The sequence below is a fragment of the Pseudoalteromonas sp. TAP-3C genome (assembly GCF_059888565.1).
In genome coordinates, this window is record NZ_CM187618.1 from 3,068,171 (window position 1) to 3,083,235 (window position 15,065).

Genomic DNA, 15,065 nt, shown 5'->3' on the forward strand with positions numbered 1-15,065 from the left:
CAATATGCTAAAGCCACTGATTTACCGCTTAGGGAGCGATCCTGAGTTGAGTTTAAAGCGCTTTTTTCGCGGCCTAGCACTGTTTGTGCTAGGTGCGATACTTATTGCTGTGGGTTATTATAGTCACTATGGTTTACAAGTTATCGGCTTGATATTTTTAGTGCCGGCATTATTTTTTGCCTTTTGGGGCTATGCAGGTATTTTTGCCAATCGCTTTTCTCAAGTTTTAAAAAATATCCCCTCCAAAAATAATGATCCCGATCTGTGGAAATGATGGTTTAATCAAGCAATTGATTATTAGCTTTTAATTGTTGATATTTAACAATAAGTGTTACACTACGCATGAGCATAAAACAACTCATTGCTAACCATAAGCCATTATTTTGCCACCACTGAAATAACCAAAACACACCAAAAAAACCGATCATTGCCGAAAGCAGCATACTGTTTCGCATTGCTTTTGCACGTGTTAACCCCACAAAAACACCATCAAACAAAAAACTATTCATAGCTAAAATCGGCAGCACTATTAGCCAAGGTAAGTAGTAAGTGGCCTCTTCAATAACCTCTGGCACATTAGTCAATAGTTTTATAATCGCGCTGCCAAATACGATAAAAAACACACTATACAAAACGCCAAATAGCATCCCCCAAAATACGCTTATTTTTACCCACAGCCTTATTTTTTCGACACTTTTTTGTCCCTTTGCTTGACCTACTTTTGCCTCGCTCGCATAAGCAATACCATCAAGTGCAAAACTAACTAACATTAAAAAGTTAAGCAGTACGGCGTTGGCCGCCAGTGTGGTTTCGCCAATCCGAGCGGCATAAAAAGTCATAAAGCTAAAGCATAACTGCAGTACCAAAGAGCGAATGAAAATGTCTCGATTTAAGCTCAGTAGTTCAGCCATTTTGCCTACACTAAACCAATTGGCAACAGCTAGATTCATTCCTTGCTTTTTAGCCAATCGAGTCACCAACAGCAAAGCAAAAGCAAGTGCAATATAATCAGCAATAAGTGATGCCCAAGCAGCCCCTGCAACCGCCCAATCAAGATAGACCACAAAATAAATATCGAGCACAATATTGGTAATATTCGTCACTAATAGTAAGTAAAATGGCCCTCGTCCGTAATGAACGCCCAACATCCAGCCTAACAAAACTAGATTGCATAGTGCCGCTGGGGCACTAAAAATACGAATACTAAAATACCGATAGGCTTCATTAAGCACATCACTGTTGGCAGCAGATAAATAGGCTATTGCATGTTTTATGAGTGGTGAGAGTAAAAGGAGAATAAAAGCCACACTTGCGGCTAACAATAAACTGCGTTTAAGTAAGGCTGCCAATTGAGTTAAATCATTTTTACCGTAAGCCTGTGCCACCAGCCCAGTGGTGCTCATTCTTAAAAAACCTGCTAACCAAAATAAAATGGAGATCACGGTAGAACCTAAGGCAATGCCCGCTAAATAATGAGCACTTCCTAAATGTCCAATTACCGCAGTATCAACAATTCCTAACAGTGGCACAGTAATATTTGATAATATCATTGGGCCGGCTAACAACAACAAACTTTTATGGTGTGCTTTATTATGTATAAGAAACTGTTTCATTTAGTATTATTGTTCCTAATTAGTCTGTCTTTACGGGCGCAAGCTGCTGTTATTTTACAGTATCATCACGTTAGTGAAACCCTTCCGGCTGTAACGAGCATCAGCGCTGACACATTTACTAAACATTTAAACTATTTAAAAGAGCATAACTTTAACGTTATTCCTTTAAATGAGCTGATTAGTGCATTGCAGCAAGGAAAATCATTAGCTGATAAAACGATCGCGATTACATTTGATGATGGCTATAACAATAACTACGAACAAGCTGCACCTATTCTTGAGAAGTTTGGTTATCCGTACACTATTTTTGTAAATCCTAAACTAATTGATGAAAAAGTGGGTTATGTCATGGGATGGGATAAGCTCAGAGAGCTTGCCAAAAAAGGCGCTATCATTGCCAATCATAGCGCTGAGCATAACTATCTGCATAAAAAATATGAAAGTGAAACACCAAGCCAATGGCGTGAACGCACTAAAAACGATATTCTTATTTCACAACAACGCATTAAAGATGAAGTAGGCCACGATTATAAGTATATTGCCTACCCATACGGAGAGTTTAATAATGAGCTACAGGCATTAGTTACTGAGCTGGGCTTTATTGGCATTGGCCAGCACTCTGGTGCACTAAATCAACATTCTAACTTTAGCCGCTTACCGCGTTTTCCCGCATCTGGTTTTTATAGCAAGCTAGATACACTCATTACCAAGCTAAATTCAATGGCTTTTACTATCAATAAACTCATTTATGAAGATAGTATCACCACACAAAATCCACCGTCGTTGACTATCACGTTGCAAACTGATGATTTTCATAAAAGCCAATTTGCCTGTTATGTATCAAGCGTTGGCCAAGCAAATTTAAATTGGTTAAATGATAATACGGTTGAGGTGACATCACCAAAGTTACTTAATAAAGGCCGTTCGCGCTTTAACTGTACCGCTCCATCAATAAAAAAAGCAGGCAGTTATTATTGGTTTTCACAGCCTTGGGTGATCAACTAAATTTTACTTTTTAATTACTTGGTTTAATAGCCGCTGGGTCATTTTTTCCAGCGGTACCACCTCATTTGCAGCCCCCATATCAATTGCTGCTTTAGGCATTCCCCATACAACTGAAGAAAACTCATCTTGCGCTAAAGTGTAAGCACCTTGCTGCTTTAACGCGAGTAAACCTTTAGCCCCATCACTGCCCATACCGGTTAATAGTGCCGCTACAATGTGCTTAGCGCCAATTTCAAGTAATGAGTTAAACAATACATCTGCAGCAGGCTTGTGCCTGTTGACGGTCTCACCATCATCAAGCTGACAATATAAGGTGCTTCCTTGTTTATTAATACGTAAATGCAGTCCACCAGGGGCGATATAGGCGCAACCCACTTCCAACTTATCGCCTTGCTGCGCTTCTTTTACATTAATAGTGCAGGTACGCTGCATTCGCTCTGCAAATGATGCACTAAAAATAGGAGGAATATGCTGAGTTATCACAATCGGTGGACAATTGTTTGGCATCTTAATTAATACTTCTTTGATTGCTTCGGTACCACCCGTTGAAGCACCAATTGCAATGACCTTATTCACTAAAAACTCAGCATTAACTGCTATTGGCTGCTGTATTAATGATGTTTGCTTAAAACCTCGAACTCGCGCACTAGCAGCCACCCTCACTTTTTGCTGGACCCTATCTGCGTAATGACTCAGGTGCTCTTGAACATTAATTGTTGGTTTAGCGATAAAATCGACTGCACCAAGCTCGAGTGCTTCAAGCGTAACTGGTGAGCCTTTTTGAGTGAGTGTTGAAATCATAATTACTGGCATAGGCCGCAGGCGCATTAAGTTCTTTAAAAAACTAATACCATCCATTTTTGGCATTTCAACATCCAATGTTAGTACATCCGGATTATATTTTTTGATCATCTCTCGGGCTTCGTATGGGTCTTGTGCACACCCTACTACCACAATATCTTTTGCCTGTTGCAGTATCTCTGTCAGTAATTGTCTGATCAGTGCAGAGTCATCAATTATTAATACTCTAATCATAGTTATCCTTAAAAGAGCTCTATATCTGCCGCGTTAGCCTGCTGTTTAAGGTTGTGCAAATAACGCACTTCACGTTTTTCAATCGTGTTATTGTGCAAGTTTCGTAGCTTTTTAACTTGCACTTTACCTGTATGAGGGTTAAAAAATATTTTACGAGGCCATGGGCCGCCCATATCATGCGCCACTAAGTTCAACCCCTCTTCTGTAATATAAGCATTGGCAAAACTGATATTACCAATACCTATATCAGTCATTGCACTTATAATTTTGCCTCCACCAAATAATTTTACTTTTAAATTTGCTTTAGAAGCGCCACTTTTGAGTACCTCATTGATTAAATACTCCATGGCCCAATTGCCATAACGACAACTTAAGCTATGAGCCTGATCAATTCGCTCACCTTTTTGAATTGGCAGCATAAAGTGATTAATTCCGCCAACACCCAACTTGTCATCATAAACACATGCCGCAATACATGACCCAAGTACAGTGGTTATTAACTCGTGGTTTTTAGACACATAAAACTCTCCTGGCAACACCTTGGCTACAACCTGATTGCGTGTCGCATCCCAATAGCGTTTAATATGTTCAAAACCCGCCAGTACTGGTTTAAATTGTGTGTGCATGGACAACTTTTTGATACATGGTTTTTCCTAAGTTTTTAAATAAGACATGCTCTTTACCCATCGTTTCTGAATGCCCTAAAAATAAATAGCCTTGGTTACTCAAAATATGGGCATAACGGTTAAAAAGCTGATCCTTTGTCTCTTTATCAAAGTAAATAACTACGTTTCGGCACAGAATCAAATCAAAAGGCCCTTTCATTGGCCAATCTTGAAGCAAATTTAAACGCTTAAATGAAATAGTCTGTTGTAGTACTGGTTTAATCTTGTAGCTTTGACCATCCTTACTGGTTAAAAACCAACGCTTAAGCAGAGTATTATCAAGGCCATTTACATTCGCCGCGGTATAAATCCCACTTTGCGCTTTTGCCAACACATTAGAATCTAGATCGGTCGCTAATATTTTTACATCCCAATCATTTGGAAAAGCATCTTGCAACGTCATTGCTAAACTGTAGGGCTCTTCACCGGTCGAGCAACCAGCAGACCAAATCCGAACGCGCTTCGTTTGTTTATTCGTCTTTAACAGCGTTGGTATGAACTGCTCTTTTATAAACTCAAAATGATGTATTTCACGAAAAAAAGCAGTTAAGTTGGTGGTAATTGCATTGATAAATGCATCAAACTCCTGATCTTTGTGCTCTTTTAAATAATCAAGGTAGTTTGCAAAGTTTGTTAATTTTCGCTCACGAATTCGTCTTGCTAAACGCGAATAAACCATTTCTCGTTTATGCTCTCCTAATACAATACCGCATGCGTTATAAACTAACTGAGCCACTTCCTTAAAATCGTTATCAGTTAATAAAAACTCTTTCATTATATGCTCTCAATTAAAAATAAAGAGATTCACAGTTATTACACTGCGTGAGCCTGACTAATTGAGCTTTAGAATTCTTCCCACTCCTCAGCTGAATCTACAAAGTTTTCACCTTTGCTCTTATTGCTGATAAAGCTATTTTTCTGCTTATGGGCTATTTCTGGTGCTCGAATAATCGGTGATACACCCGCCATATCTGGCTTTCCTAACGAGAAAAAATGCAGCAAACGACGCATTTCATTAGCTTGCTCTGCCATTGATTCTCCCGCTGCTGATGCTTGTTCAACTAAGGCCGCATTTTGCTGGGTCATTTCATCCATTTGAGATACGGCTTTGTTTACCTGCTCAATACCTGCGCTTTGTTCTTCAGAGGCTTGAGTAATGTCGGCTATCATTTGCGTCACCCGTTTTACCGACACAACAATCTCTTGTAACGTCACACCAGATTCATTCACAAGTGCACTACCGTCAGCAACTTTGCCAACGCTGTCTCTAATTAACTCTTTAATTTCTTTGGCAGCACCAGCAGAACGCTGTGCTAAGTTACGTACCTCACCAGCAACCACTGCAAAACCACGCCCCTGCTCGCCAGCTCTGGCAGCCTCGACAGCAGCATTCAGTGCTAGTAAGTTTGTTTGAAATGCGATCTCATCTATAACGCCAATAATGTCAGCAATCCGTTTACTAGAGTCATTAATGGCAGACATACTGGTCACTGCTTTGTGAACAACCTCGCCACCTTTGATTGCTTTATCGCAGGTTTCTTCGGCTAAATCATTCGCTACTTTGGCATTATCTGCATTTTGACGAACCGTACTGGTCAGCTCTTCCATGCTTGAGGCCGTTTCTTCTAACGATGATGCCTGCTCTTCAGTACGTTGACTTAAATCAGCATTTCCTTGTGAAATTTCTTCTGCACCGCTGGCTACTAAATTAGCCGATGAGCTAATTCGATTAATGACTTCGGTTAATTTATCAGCTGTCGCATTTGCATCTTTTTTGAGTCTTTCAAATGATCCTTGATACTCTTTTTCTATTCGCTTAGATAAATCGCCTTTTGCCATTGCATCGAGCATATCGCCTGTATCTGCAATCGCATCATCAACCACTTTTACGAGGCTATTTAGACCTTTGGTTAAACGTAAAAAGAAACCATCTTTACCTTGTTCAGCCACTCGGCTATTTAAATCACCTTTACTGGCGGCAATCACTAATTGGGCAATTTCTTTTTCAATAGCGACTTCTGCTGTTCTATCTTCCCACTCAACAACCGTACCAATACGTTCATTTTTAGGAGTAATGATGGGGTTAGCAACTAAACCAAATGTTCTATCGCCGAGTTTAATTTCAGTGCTATGGGTGTCTGTCAGTGTAGCTAACATGTTTTGCTGGTGTTCAGAGCTTTTATGAAAAATATCAATATTTTGGTTGAGTAAATTATTGCTATCAAAATGAGGGATATCTTTACGTATATCACTTTGCGCAACGCTCATCATATTTTTAACTGCATCATTGATATATATAATTACATTTGAGGCGTCTGCAATCATAGTACTGGTGGCTACAGTATCTAGTGCACGACGGACACGTAAATTTTCTTGGGCTCTTTTATGCTCGGTTTCAGCCTTAGCTAACTCATCTGTCATATCTTGCCATTCAACAATAAGCCCTAAGCGCTTGTCATCTCGATCTACCCATGGAGAAATTGTAAGATCAAAAATAAGGCCAGCCAGCTTGAGAGTTATTTGATAAGGGTCTTCCAAACTCTTCAGTACTGTTTGGTTATCAGCTAACTCTTTATGAAAATCGTGGACTTTAGCATCCATCAATCCAGAAACCGAAAAATCAGGAAGTGCTGTTTGTAGCTCTTTAAGACGTGCTTTAAACATATCTTTTAAACAATCATTCATAAAAATAATGTTTAAATCATTATCAACCGTCATGATATTAGCTTGACATACTCTCAATGCATTAGCTAAATCAGCGGATTTCCTGGACGTTTTTTCCAGCGCTTTCTGCTCTGTTATATCCGTGGCGTACTTAACAACTTTTAATACTCGACCGTCCATATCAAAAATAGGGTTATAAGAGGCGCTAAGCCAAACTTCACGGCCCTGCTTGTCGAATCTTAAATACTCGCCGCTATCATATTCACCTCGAGCAAGCTTGCTCCAAAAAGCTTGGTAATCTGGACTATTAGCATATTGTGAAGAAACAAATAAACGATGATATTTACCTTGGATCTCATTAAGCTGATAGCCCATTGTATTTAGAAAGTTTTCATTCGCGTCAATAATGCTTCCATCTAAGTTAAATTCAATTACCGCTTGCGACTTATTAATTGCAGCCACTTGGTACGCTGCTTCTGCGGCTGCTAATTTTTGTTTAGTGATATCTGTCGCAAATTTAACCACTTTAATTACCTGTCCCTTAGAGTCTATAACTGGATTATAAGTAGCCTGGATCCACACTTCCTTGCCATTTTTATCATAACGCTTAAACTCATCAGCAATAAATTCACCTGCGCTCAAGCGTTGCCAGAACAAACGGTATTCATTGCTTTGCACTTCACTGGGGCTAACAAATAAAGAATGGTGCTGATCTTGAACTTCAACGAGTGAATAATCCATTACACGCAGAAAGTTAGTATTTGCTGTAATTATTTTACCACTGGGTTCAAACTCAATGATTGCTAATGATTTATGCAATGCATTTATAATCAAATCATTATTTGATTCAGACTGTGTTGAATTACTAAACCATCCCATGCTTTTCACCACCTTTAAGTTAATTGCTTTATTTAGCGTTAGATACTCATTGTTGCCTGTAAGTTGATCAGTGCGATCATTTTTTCACCTACACTAACGAGCCCTGCTATATATTCACTTTCATTAGTTTGGGTTAAACTCGGAACGGCTTTAGCGTCCTGCTCGGCAATGCTATACACATCGGCTACTGCATCTACCGTAATACCCATAACTTTACTTTCTTGTTCAAACTCAACCTTTACGATAATCACGACTGTTAGCGGCCCGTAATCAATAACAGGTAGACCAAAACGTAATCGCAAATCAATAATTGGTACAATTGTGCCGCGTAAATTAATTACGCCTTTCACATATTCAGGTGCATTAGGTAATGCAGTTATGTCTTCCCAACTGCGGATTTCCTGTACTGTTAATATATCTACTGCATACTCTTCTTGTGCCATAACAAAGGTCAAGAACTGCTTCACACCTTCTTTACGTTGCAGTTCAATATTACTGTCTACTGATTCACAGAACATGACCCCTCCAAAATAGGCGATGGCTCAATGCTTAATGTCAGGCTGCCTGGTTTTTTTAATCCTGAAAGCTTAATTAAGCCATTGATATCTAAAATTAACGATACGCGCCCATCACCAAGAATCGTTGCCCCCGACACACCATCAACTTTATGGTAATTAGCCTCTAAGCTTTTTATAACCACCTGCTGTTGCGAAAGTAAATCATCAACCAGTACCCCTACTTTTTGATTATCGTTTTCCACTACCACCAAGAGCGTTTTATCCAACGATTCAATCGCATTTTGGTGATTAAAAATATCGTATAAACGCAAAATAGGAATGTACTCATCACGTAGTCTTAGTACATCTAAATCTTTACCGACACGACTTACTTTAGAGATATCAATTTGTAATGATTCTACGATTGAAATAAGTGGAATAATGTAAGTGTGCTGGGCTACTTTAATTAACTGGCCATCTAAAATAGCCAATGTCAGGGGTAAACGAATCGTAAACGTTGAGCCAATACCTGCCGCGGATGTCACCTCTACTGACCCATTTAAAGATTGAATGTTACGTTTAACCACGTCCATACCCACTCCACGCCCAGATAAATCACTGACCTCATCCGCAGTAGAAAACCCTGGCATAAAAATAAGCTCGTTAATTTCATCGTCAGTTAATTCACTATCAGCGGCTATCACCTCGTTGGCAATAGCCTTTTCTTTGATTTTTTGTGTATTTAGCCCTTGGCCATCATCCATGATTTCAATGACGATATTGCCGCCTTGATGAAAAGCATTTAACGTTACCTTGCCAACCGGGTTTTTACCTGCCGCAAGGCGCTTTTCAACGGTTTCAATACCATGATCCAATGAGTTTCTTACTAAATGCACCATAGGATCAGATATTTTTTCCATCACTGTTTTATCTAACTCTGTTTGCTCTCCGATTAACTTTAACTCCACTTCTTTATTTAGCTTTTGCGCAATATCACGCACTAAGCGTGGAAATCGACTAAAAACAAAATTAATCGGCAGCATGCGAATACGCATTACGTTTTCTTGAAGGTCGCGGGTATTGTGTGCTAATTGAGCTAATCCTTCTTGCAGTGAAGTGACCGTAGTCGGCGTCATCTCTTGTTCGCTAAGCTGATTTAACATTGCTTGTGTAATAACCAGCTCACCGACCATATTAATTAATGAGTCGACCTTATCAATGCCAACACGAATAGAGGTTGATTCAGGTGCGGCTTTTGCGTTGGGCGCATTGATAGGTGCCTTTACTTTATTCGCTTTGGGCTGTTCAGTTAGTTGTGGAGCCTCTACCTCACTCATGGGCTCGTTAATCACACTCTTTACTTCTTCGGTTTTAGCATTATTAAATATCCCCCCACACAACTCGATTTTAATATCTGCGTCGTCCTCTACCCATTCAAAAATTTCTTTAATTGCTTGCTCATCGCGGGGGGTATTTAAAAAAAATCGCCAATATAAAAAGCACTCATCACTCGTTAAATCTTTAATGTCAGGTATGGCATCGGTAAAAGCTTGTACCTCCAATTCACCAAGTTCAGCTAATTCGCTGATCATAAATAACGGCTCATTACCTGTTTTAAATAGATGAAAGTGGGGTTTAAAGTCAATTTGATAAGTATTGACAATAACGTGTTCAGCGTCTTCCTGTTCAACTTGAGCGCTAACTTTAGGCATTCCCAGTAATTTTTCAAACTCTTCTCGTAAAGAGTCTGCTTGAGTTAAATCGGGCTCTTCTTGTACTTTTAATGAACTTAGCAACGACCTCAAACAGTCAATTGATTTAAGTAACAGGTTAATATGCTCACTACTTATATTAAGTTCACCTTCACGAATTTGATCCAGTAATGTTTCCATCACATGGGTAAAGTTTGCGATTGAACTGAACCCAAAAGTCGCACTGCCGCCTTTTATTGAATGTGCCGCTCTAAAAATAGTATTAATAGTTTCTAAGTCTTCTTCACCTGGCACTAAGTTGAGTAATTCAGTCTCCATAATATCGAGGCCTTCAAAACTCTCTTCAAAGAACACTTCAAAAAACTGACTTAAATCAATACTCACAGCGCACTCCTAGATTAGCGGATTACTTTTTTTAGCACGGCTAATAATTGCTCTGGATTAAAAGGCTTTACAATCCAACCCGTTGCACCTGCGGCCTTGCCCTCTACTTTTTTATCCATTCCCGATTCTGTAGTTAACATAAGCAACGGTGTAAACTTATAATCTGGTAATCCCCTTAATTCTCTAATAAGCGTGATACCATCCATAATTGGCATGTTTACATCAGAAATAACTGCATCAAAACCTTGTTGCTTGGCAATTGCTAATGCCTCGCTGCCATCTTTGGCTTCGGTAACATCAAATCCCGCTGTTTTTAACGTAAAACTCACCATTTGACGCATTGATGCAGAATCATCGACAGCTAAAATTCTTTTCATATAAACCTCTAGTTAATACTTTCCAATGCTAAATATTCACTTAAACCGAGTTGTTTAATGACATTGGTTAATGTTTCACTGCTTCCAACCCAGGCAATTTTTTGATTGATTGTAAGAAGGTGTTTTTGTAGGGCGCAAAGAAGTTGAACTGAGGCTGTATCAGCAAACATAACATCGCTAACATCTAGACAAATATCTCGGCTGTTATTAAGTTCACTTAATAAATCTTGGTGTAAAACGTCAACTTGAACAATTGAAAGCTCGTTTGGAAGTTTAAGCATTTTTAAGCTTTTCCCTATCAACTCAATCCATAACAAAAGCTTAGACCGAGATAAGAAAAACGCCATAAAAACAGCTAAAAAATAACCAATTAATTAAAATCAGTAAATAAAAAACATAAAAAGGGGCATAAAGCCCCCTTAAAATAGCTAAACGTGTAACAACTAGTTTTTATAGTAGTTTGCTATTTCGATGAATTCTGTTGTTAGTTTTTTGGTATTAACTAATGGCACATCACCTTGCTTAAACTCAGGCTTGAAAATGGCTCTTAATGCGCCATCACCATCGATTAAAGCAACAGATGCACTGTGATCAACGGCATATTCAGGCTGATTATTATCACTAATAGCGTAAATTAACCCGAGCTCACGAACAAATGGAAATAAATATTTATGCTCACCCGATACCGCTAGAAAGTTAGGATTAAAATAGTTTATGTACTCTTTGCGTTTTTGGGCGGTATCACGTTTAGGATCAACCGATATAAACCATACTTGCAATGGATATTGTGCTTGTAAATTTTCATAAACATTATTGAGCTTAGCAAGTGTCATAGGGCAAATATCTGGACAACTCGTATACCCTAAAAACACTAAGTTCCATTGGCCTAAAAACTGCTGCTTGGTTACTGGCTGCCCTTGCTGATCATTCAGTAAGAAATCAGATAACGGCTTTGCGGTTTCATACACTAACGCATCAAGATCTTGTAGATTTTTTTTCTCACCGCATGCTGGTAAAAACAGCACCAAAAAAACAACTAAACCAAACCATAACAGCTTCATATTACTAACCATTTATCTATAAATAAGATGATAAAGAGTACCATTAAATGCACAATCGAAAAACGAAATAAATCCATTGCAGTACCTTCTTTAGCGGCAAATTTTAAATTAAGCGCTTTGTATATAAATACAATATTGAGGATACATGCCCCACTTAAATAAATAAGCCCCGACATGCCTATCAAGTAAGGCAGCACACATACAACAGCCAGTAACACCGAGTATGCCAGCACACACGTTTTACAAAAGTCGATACCATGAGTCACTGGTAGCATGGGAATTTTAGCGCGTTCATAATCACTTTTACGCGCAATAGCTAAGGCCCAAAAATGCGGTGGAGTCCAAGTAAATATAATCATTACCAGTAACCACGGGGCTGCCGCCATTTGATTGGTTTCTGATACCCAGCCCAGTAATGGTGGCATGGCGCCTGCCAAGCCACCAATCACTATATTTTGTGGCGTTGCACGCTTTAAAAACGACGTATAAATAAACGCATAACCAACAAGTGCAAATAAGGTGAGTATTGCTGTGAGCGTATTTGCCCACAGCATCAGCATAATAAATCCAGCAACACCAATCACAGCCGCAAAGCTTAGCGCATGTAATTTGCTTAAACGTCCTTTGGCTACAGGACGATGGCGCGTGCGTGCCATTTTACTATCAATTTCACTATCAACCACATGATTGATGACTGCGGCGGCGGCTGAGAGCAACCCAATCCCTAATAAACTGATAAACTGAACCCCAACACCTCTGCCAACATCAGGGGCCAGTGCTAAACCTACCCATGCGGTTAACACTAGCATGGCCACTACTTTAAACTTACTAATCGCCAAGTAATCTTGGATTAAGTGGTAGCTTTTAGTAAACAGCGGTACGTTATAAACAGGCCGAATTGCTTTTTTATTAATTGTAAGTGCCATAACCACTCTCCTTTATATGCGTACTTTTAGGTAGTAACATAATCTAACCATAGTTAATAACAGTATGGCAGCCATTAAGTTATGCGCCAGTGCCACACTGAGCGGAAAGTGAAAATGTACAACGGCTAACCCTAAAGCAATTTGGCAAAATAACGCCACCAACACGCTCACAGCACAACTTTTAATTTTTTGTGAATACGCATGACTGTATATACGCCACATCACTAAGGCTAAAACAATACAGGTAACTAAGGCCCATATACGATGCAGTAAATGAATAGACATACGCGCTTGTTGCGACAACACACCAAATTCATAATTACTGTGCTCAAGGGGGAGCTGAAAAACACTACTGAGTGAAAATGGCTGGGCATAACTACACAGCGGTAAGCCATTGCAATGTGGCGCGGCATAATTAGCCGCTAACCAGCCACCGAGAGCTATTTGCAAAATTAGCACCGTTAATGCCACCAAACTTAACTTAAAGTGGGGCTTTGCACCTGCATCACCGCCCGCAATAGGCGGGCTTGTTAAGCGTAAATACAACAGCGTTAATAGCGCTAAAATACTAAACCCTCCGAGTAAATGCCCCATTACAATAAGAGGTTGCAAGTTCATGGTGACAGTCCACATCCCTAATGCTGCCTGAAAAATAACAAGCAATAGCAGTACCATAGGCAATTTAACAGGGGTGGTCGGATAATGGCGTTTTACAAAGGCTAGGATAAACAGTATCAAAATGAGTATCCCAAGCGTGCCTGCAAAATAACGATGCACCATTTCAGTCCATGCTTTAGCCTTTTCAAACATCATATCAGGGAAACTCTGAATCGCTTGCGCAATATCAGCTTCGTGTTTAGGTACGGTTAAAAAGCCGTAGCAACCAGGCCAATCAGGACAACCTAATCCTGAATCACTTAAACGTGTATATGCGCCCAAAGCCACCACAACTAATGCGAATAAACCCGTTGCTAATACCAAATTTTTATAGTTTTTATACATAGCATCCTCTACTTAGCTTGAACGAGCGTAATTAAGTAATTTTTTTAAATCTTTTAACAATCCTTTTTGGATCAAACGGTTTTCTTGTGGTTGAGAACTAAATGGATACTCCAGTACAATTAGCCCCATATGATCGATTAAATACAAACTAGCGGGCTTTAACTGCTGTTGCTCATCAATAACATGCCAACGCGTTGTAACTACCTCAGGCTGTCCCATAATAGCCATATCAACTTTGTGTTGGTTTTTGCCAAGGGCAACATATAAATTGTCTAGCGCAGCTAATTGTTCAGCGCAAGACGCTTTGCACTGTGCTGAATAATTTAAAGCTATGGTCCATTGTTTAGGATTATGTTGCGCCCAATTTTCTAGTTTAATTTCACGCTTTAAGAATTCACCATGATTTGTAATTGCTGTTGGCAGCCAATCTAGTTTTAATGCGCTGTAGGCTAAAACTAACGGAATGGCACAACATACAACAAACAGTAACAGGGGTTTATTTTTCATTATTTATCCTCTTTTTGCTTGCAAAAATAGCGACCACCACACAGGCAATTGCAATTAAAAACCACTGTACTGAGTAGGCATAATGTTTTTCTGGACTCATAACAACAGCTTGATAATGAGGGGCAGCAATTTCATCAGCTGGGCCTTGGCGGTAAGCCATAAAATCCATCAAAGGTCGCTGAGATTGGTTACTGAGTGTTTGCAGTTCAATAACTTGAATCCGTTTGGCTAAATCTAACTGGGTATGACTATTAGCCAAAGTAAAACCACTTAAATTATCTTCCTTAATTTGAGCTGTTAACGTAAATTTACCACTGGGTATTGCAACATTTGGCAAGCTATCTCTGGCGATGGCTGCTTTTACCCATCCTAAATTCACTAACAAAAAGCGCGGCTCATTGGCTAGCTTTAATAACGCCAGTAAATCATACCCAACCTGGCCGTTATAAATTTGGTTATCGAGCAGCCAATAATTGTTGGTATCAAAATAGCCACTTAACGAGACTAATACACCGGTTTTGTTCCACTCTTTTGGTAGCTGCTGCAATTGCTCCCAGCTCATCACTCCTTGCTGTTGTATTTTTTCGATCGCATTGAGTTGCTGCTGTTTTTGCTCTGCTCTTTGTATCTGCCAAAACCCTAAACGCATACAAACCAGTACCACAACAACAACCAGGCAAACTGTCATTATTGAGCTAAACTTTTGTTTGTTTAATACAACTAACCGCATAAGGTAAA

Annotated in this window: 16 protein-coding genes; 2 read left to right on the top strand and 14 right to left on the bottom strand. The window is 39.4% G+C overall.

Annotation, left to right across the window (positions count from 1 at the left end; translation table 11 throughout):
- Positions 1-4 precede the first annotated feature (4 nt).
- Complete coding sequence (locus AC6H44_RS14385) at positions 5-274, top strand: hypothetical protein (protein ID WP_500736317.1); 270 nt, start codon at positions 5-7, stop codon at positions 272-274.
- Positions 275-278: 4 nt separating this feature from the next.
- Here AC6H44_RS14385 and AC6H44_RS14390 read toward each other — a convergent pair whose 3' ends face one another.
- Positions 279-1,613, bottom strand: coding sequence for an MATE family efflux transporter (locus tag AC6H44_RS14390; protein WP_500736318.1), 1,335 nt, complete (start codon positions 1,611-1,613; stop codon positions 279-281).
- Between AC6H44_RS14390 and AC6H44_RS14395 the strand changes: the two genes are divergently transcribed.
- Positions 1,593-2,618 (top strand): polysaccharide deacetylase family protein, encoded by a 1,026-nt coding sequence (locus AC6H44_RS14395; protein ID WP_500736319.1) that lies wholly within the window; start codon positions 1,593-1,595, stop codon positions 2,616-2,618. The genes AC6H44_RS14390 and AC6H44_RS14395 overlap by 21 nt on opposite strands.
- Positions 2,619-2,621: 3 nt before the next feature.
- Here AC6H44_RS14395 and AC6H44_RS14400 read toward each other — a convergent pair whose 3' ends face one another.
- The 13 genes from AC6H44_RS14400 to AC6H44_RS14460 form a co-directional block, all read right to left on the bottom strand.
- Positions 2,622-3,653 carry a protein-glutamate methylesterase/protein-glutamine glutaminase gene (locus tag AC6H44_RS14400; RefSeq protein ID WP_500736320.1) on the bottom strand — a complete coding sequence of 344 codons (1,032 nt, stop codon included), beginning with the start codon at positions 3,651-3,653 and terminating at the stop codon, positions 2,622-2,624.
- 8 nt (positions 3,654-3,661) lie between these two features.
- Positions 3,662-4,279 carry a chemoreceptor glutamine deamidase CheD gene (gene cheD / locus AC6H44_RS14405; protein ID WP_500736321.1) on the bottom strand — a complete coding sequence of 206 codons (618 nt, stop codon included), beginning with the start codon at positions 4,277-4,279 and terminating at the stop codon, positions 3,662-3,664.
- Positions 4,263-5,093, bottom strand: coding sequence for a CheR family methyltransferase (locus AC6H44_RS14410; RefSeq protein ID WP_500736322.1), 831 nt, complete (start codon positions 5,091-5,093; stop codon positions 4,263-4,265). Before AC6H44_RS14410 ends, cheD begins: the two co-directional genes overlap by 17 nt.
- A 68-nt stretch (positions 5,094-5,161) precedes the next feature.
- Entirely contained in the window at positions 5,162-7,861 is a 2,700-nt protein-coding gene (locus AC6H44_RS14415) for a methyl-accepting chemotaxis protein (RefSeq protein WP_500736324.1), read from the bottom strand.
- Between the two features lie 38 nt (positions 7,862-7,899).
- Positions 7,900-8,379: a chemotaxis protein CheW gene (locus AC6H44_RS14420; protein ID WP_500736325.1), complete on the bottom strand. Its 480-nt coding sequence runs from the start codon at positions 8,377-8,379 to the stop codon at positions 7,900-7,902.
- Positions 8,361-10,454 (bottom strand): chemotaxis protein CheA, encoded by a 2,094-nt coding sequence (locus AC6H44_RS14425; RefSeq protein ID WP_500736327.1) that lies wholly within the window; start codon positions 10,452-10,454, stop codon positions 8,361-8,363. Before AC6H44_RS14425 ends, AC6H44_RS14420 begins: the two co-directional genes overlap by 19 nt.
- Positions 10,455-10,468: 14 nt before the next feature.
- Entirely contained in the window at positions 10,469-10,831 is a 363-nt protein-coding gene (locus AC6H44_RS14430) for a response regulator (RefSeq protein WP_008465588.1), read from the bottom strand.
- An 8-nt stretch (positions 10,832-10,839) separates the two neighbouring features.
- Entirely contained in the window at positions 10,840-11,112 is a 273-nt protein-coding gene (locus AC6H44_RS14435; protein ID WP_500736328.1) for an STAS domain-containing protein, read from the bottom strand.
- 162 nt (positions 11,113-11,274) lie between these two features.
- Positions 11,275-11,892 carry an SCO family protein gene (locus AC6H44_RS14440; RefSeq protein ID WP_500736330.1) on the bottom strand — a complete coding sequence of 206 codons (618 nt, stop codon included), beginning with the start codon at positions 11,890-11,892 and terminating at the stop codon, positions 11,275-11,277.
- Positions 11,889-12,818: a heme o synthase gene (cyoE, locus tag AC6H44_RS14445; protein ID WP_500736331.1), complete on the bottom strand. Its 930-nt coding sequence runs from the start codon at positions 12,816-12,818 to the stop codon at positions 11,889-11,891. Before cyoE ends, AC6H44_RS14440 begins: the two co-directional genes overlap by 4 nt.
- A gap of 12 nt (positions 12,819-12,830) precedes the next feature.
- The gene (locus tag AC6H44_RS14450) at positions 12,831-13,820 is read right to left on the bottom strand and encodes a COX15/CtaA family protein (protein WP_500736332.1); all 990 of its coding nucleotides are present in this window, start codon (positions 13,818-13,820) and stop codon (positions 12,831-12,833) included.
- 12 nt (positions 13,821-13,832) lie between these two features.
- Positions 13,833-14,327: a transmembrane cytochrome oxidase associated protein gene (locus AC6H44_RS14455; protein WP_500736333.1), complete on the bottom strand. Its 495-nt coding sequence runs from the start codon at positions 14,325-14,327 to the stop codon at positions 13,833-13,835.
- Complete coding sequence (locus AC6H44_RS14460) at positions 14,317-15,057, bottom strand: SURF1 family protein (protein ID WP_500736334.1); 741 nt, start codon at positions 15,055-15,057, stop codon at positions 14,317-14,319. Before AC6H44_RS14460 ends, AC6H44_RS14455 begins: the two co-directional genes overlap by 11 nt.
- Between the last annotated feature and the right edge of the window lie 8 nt (positions 15,058-15,065).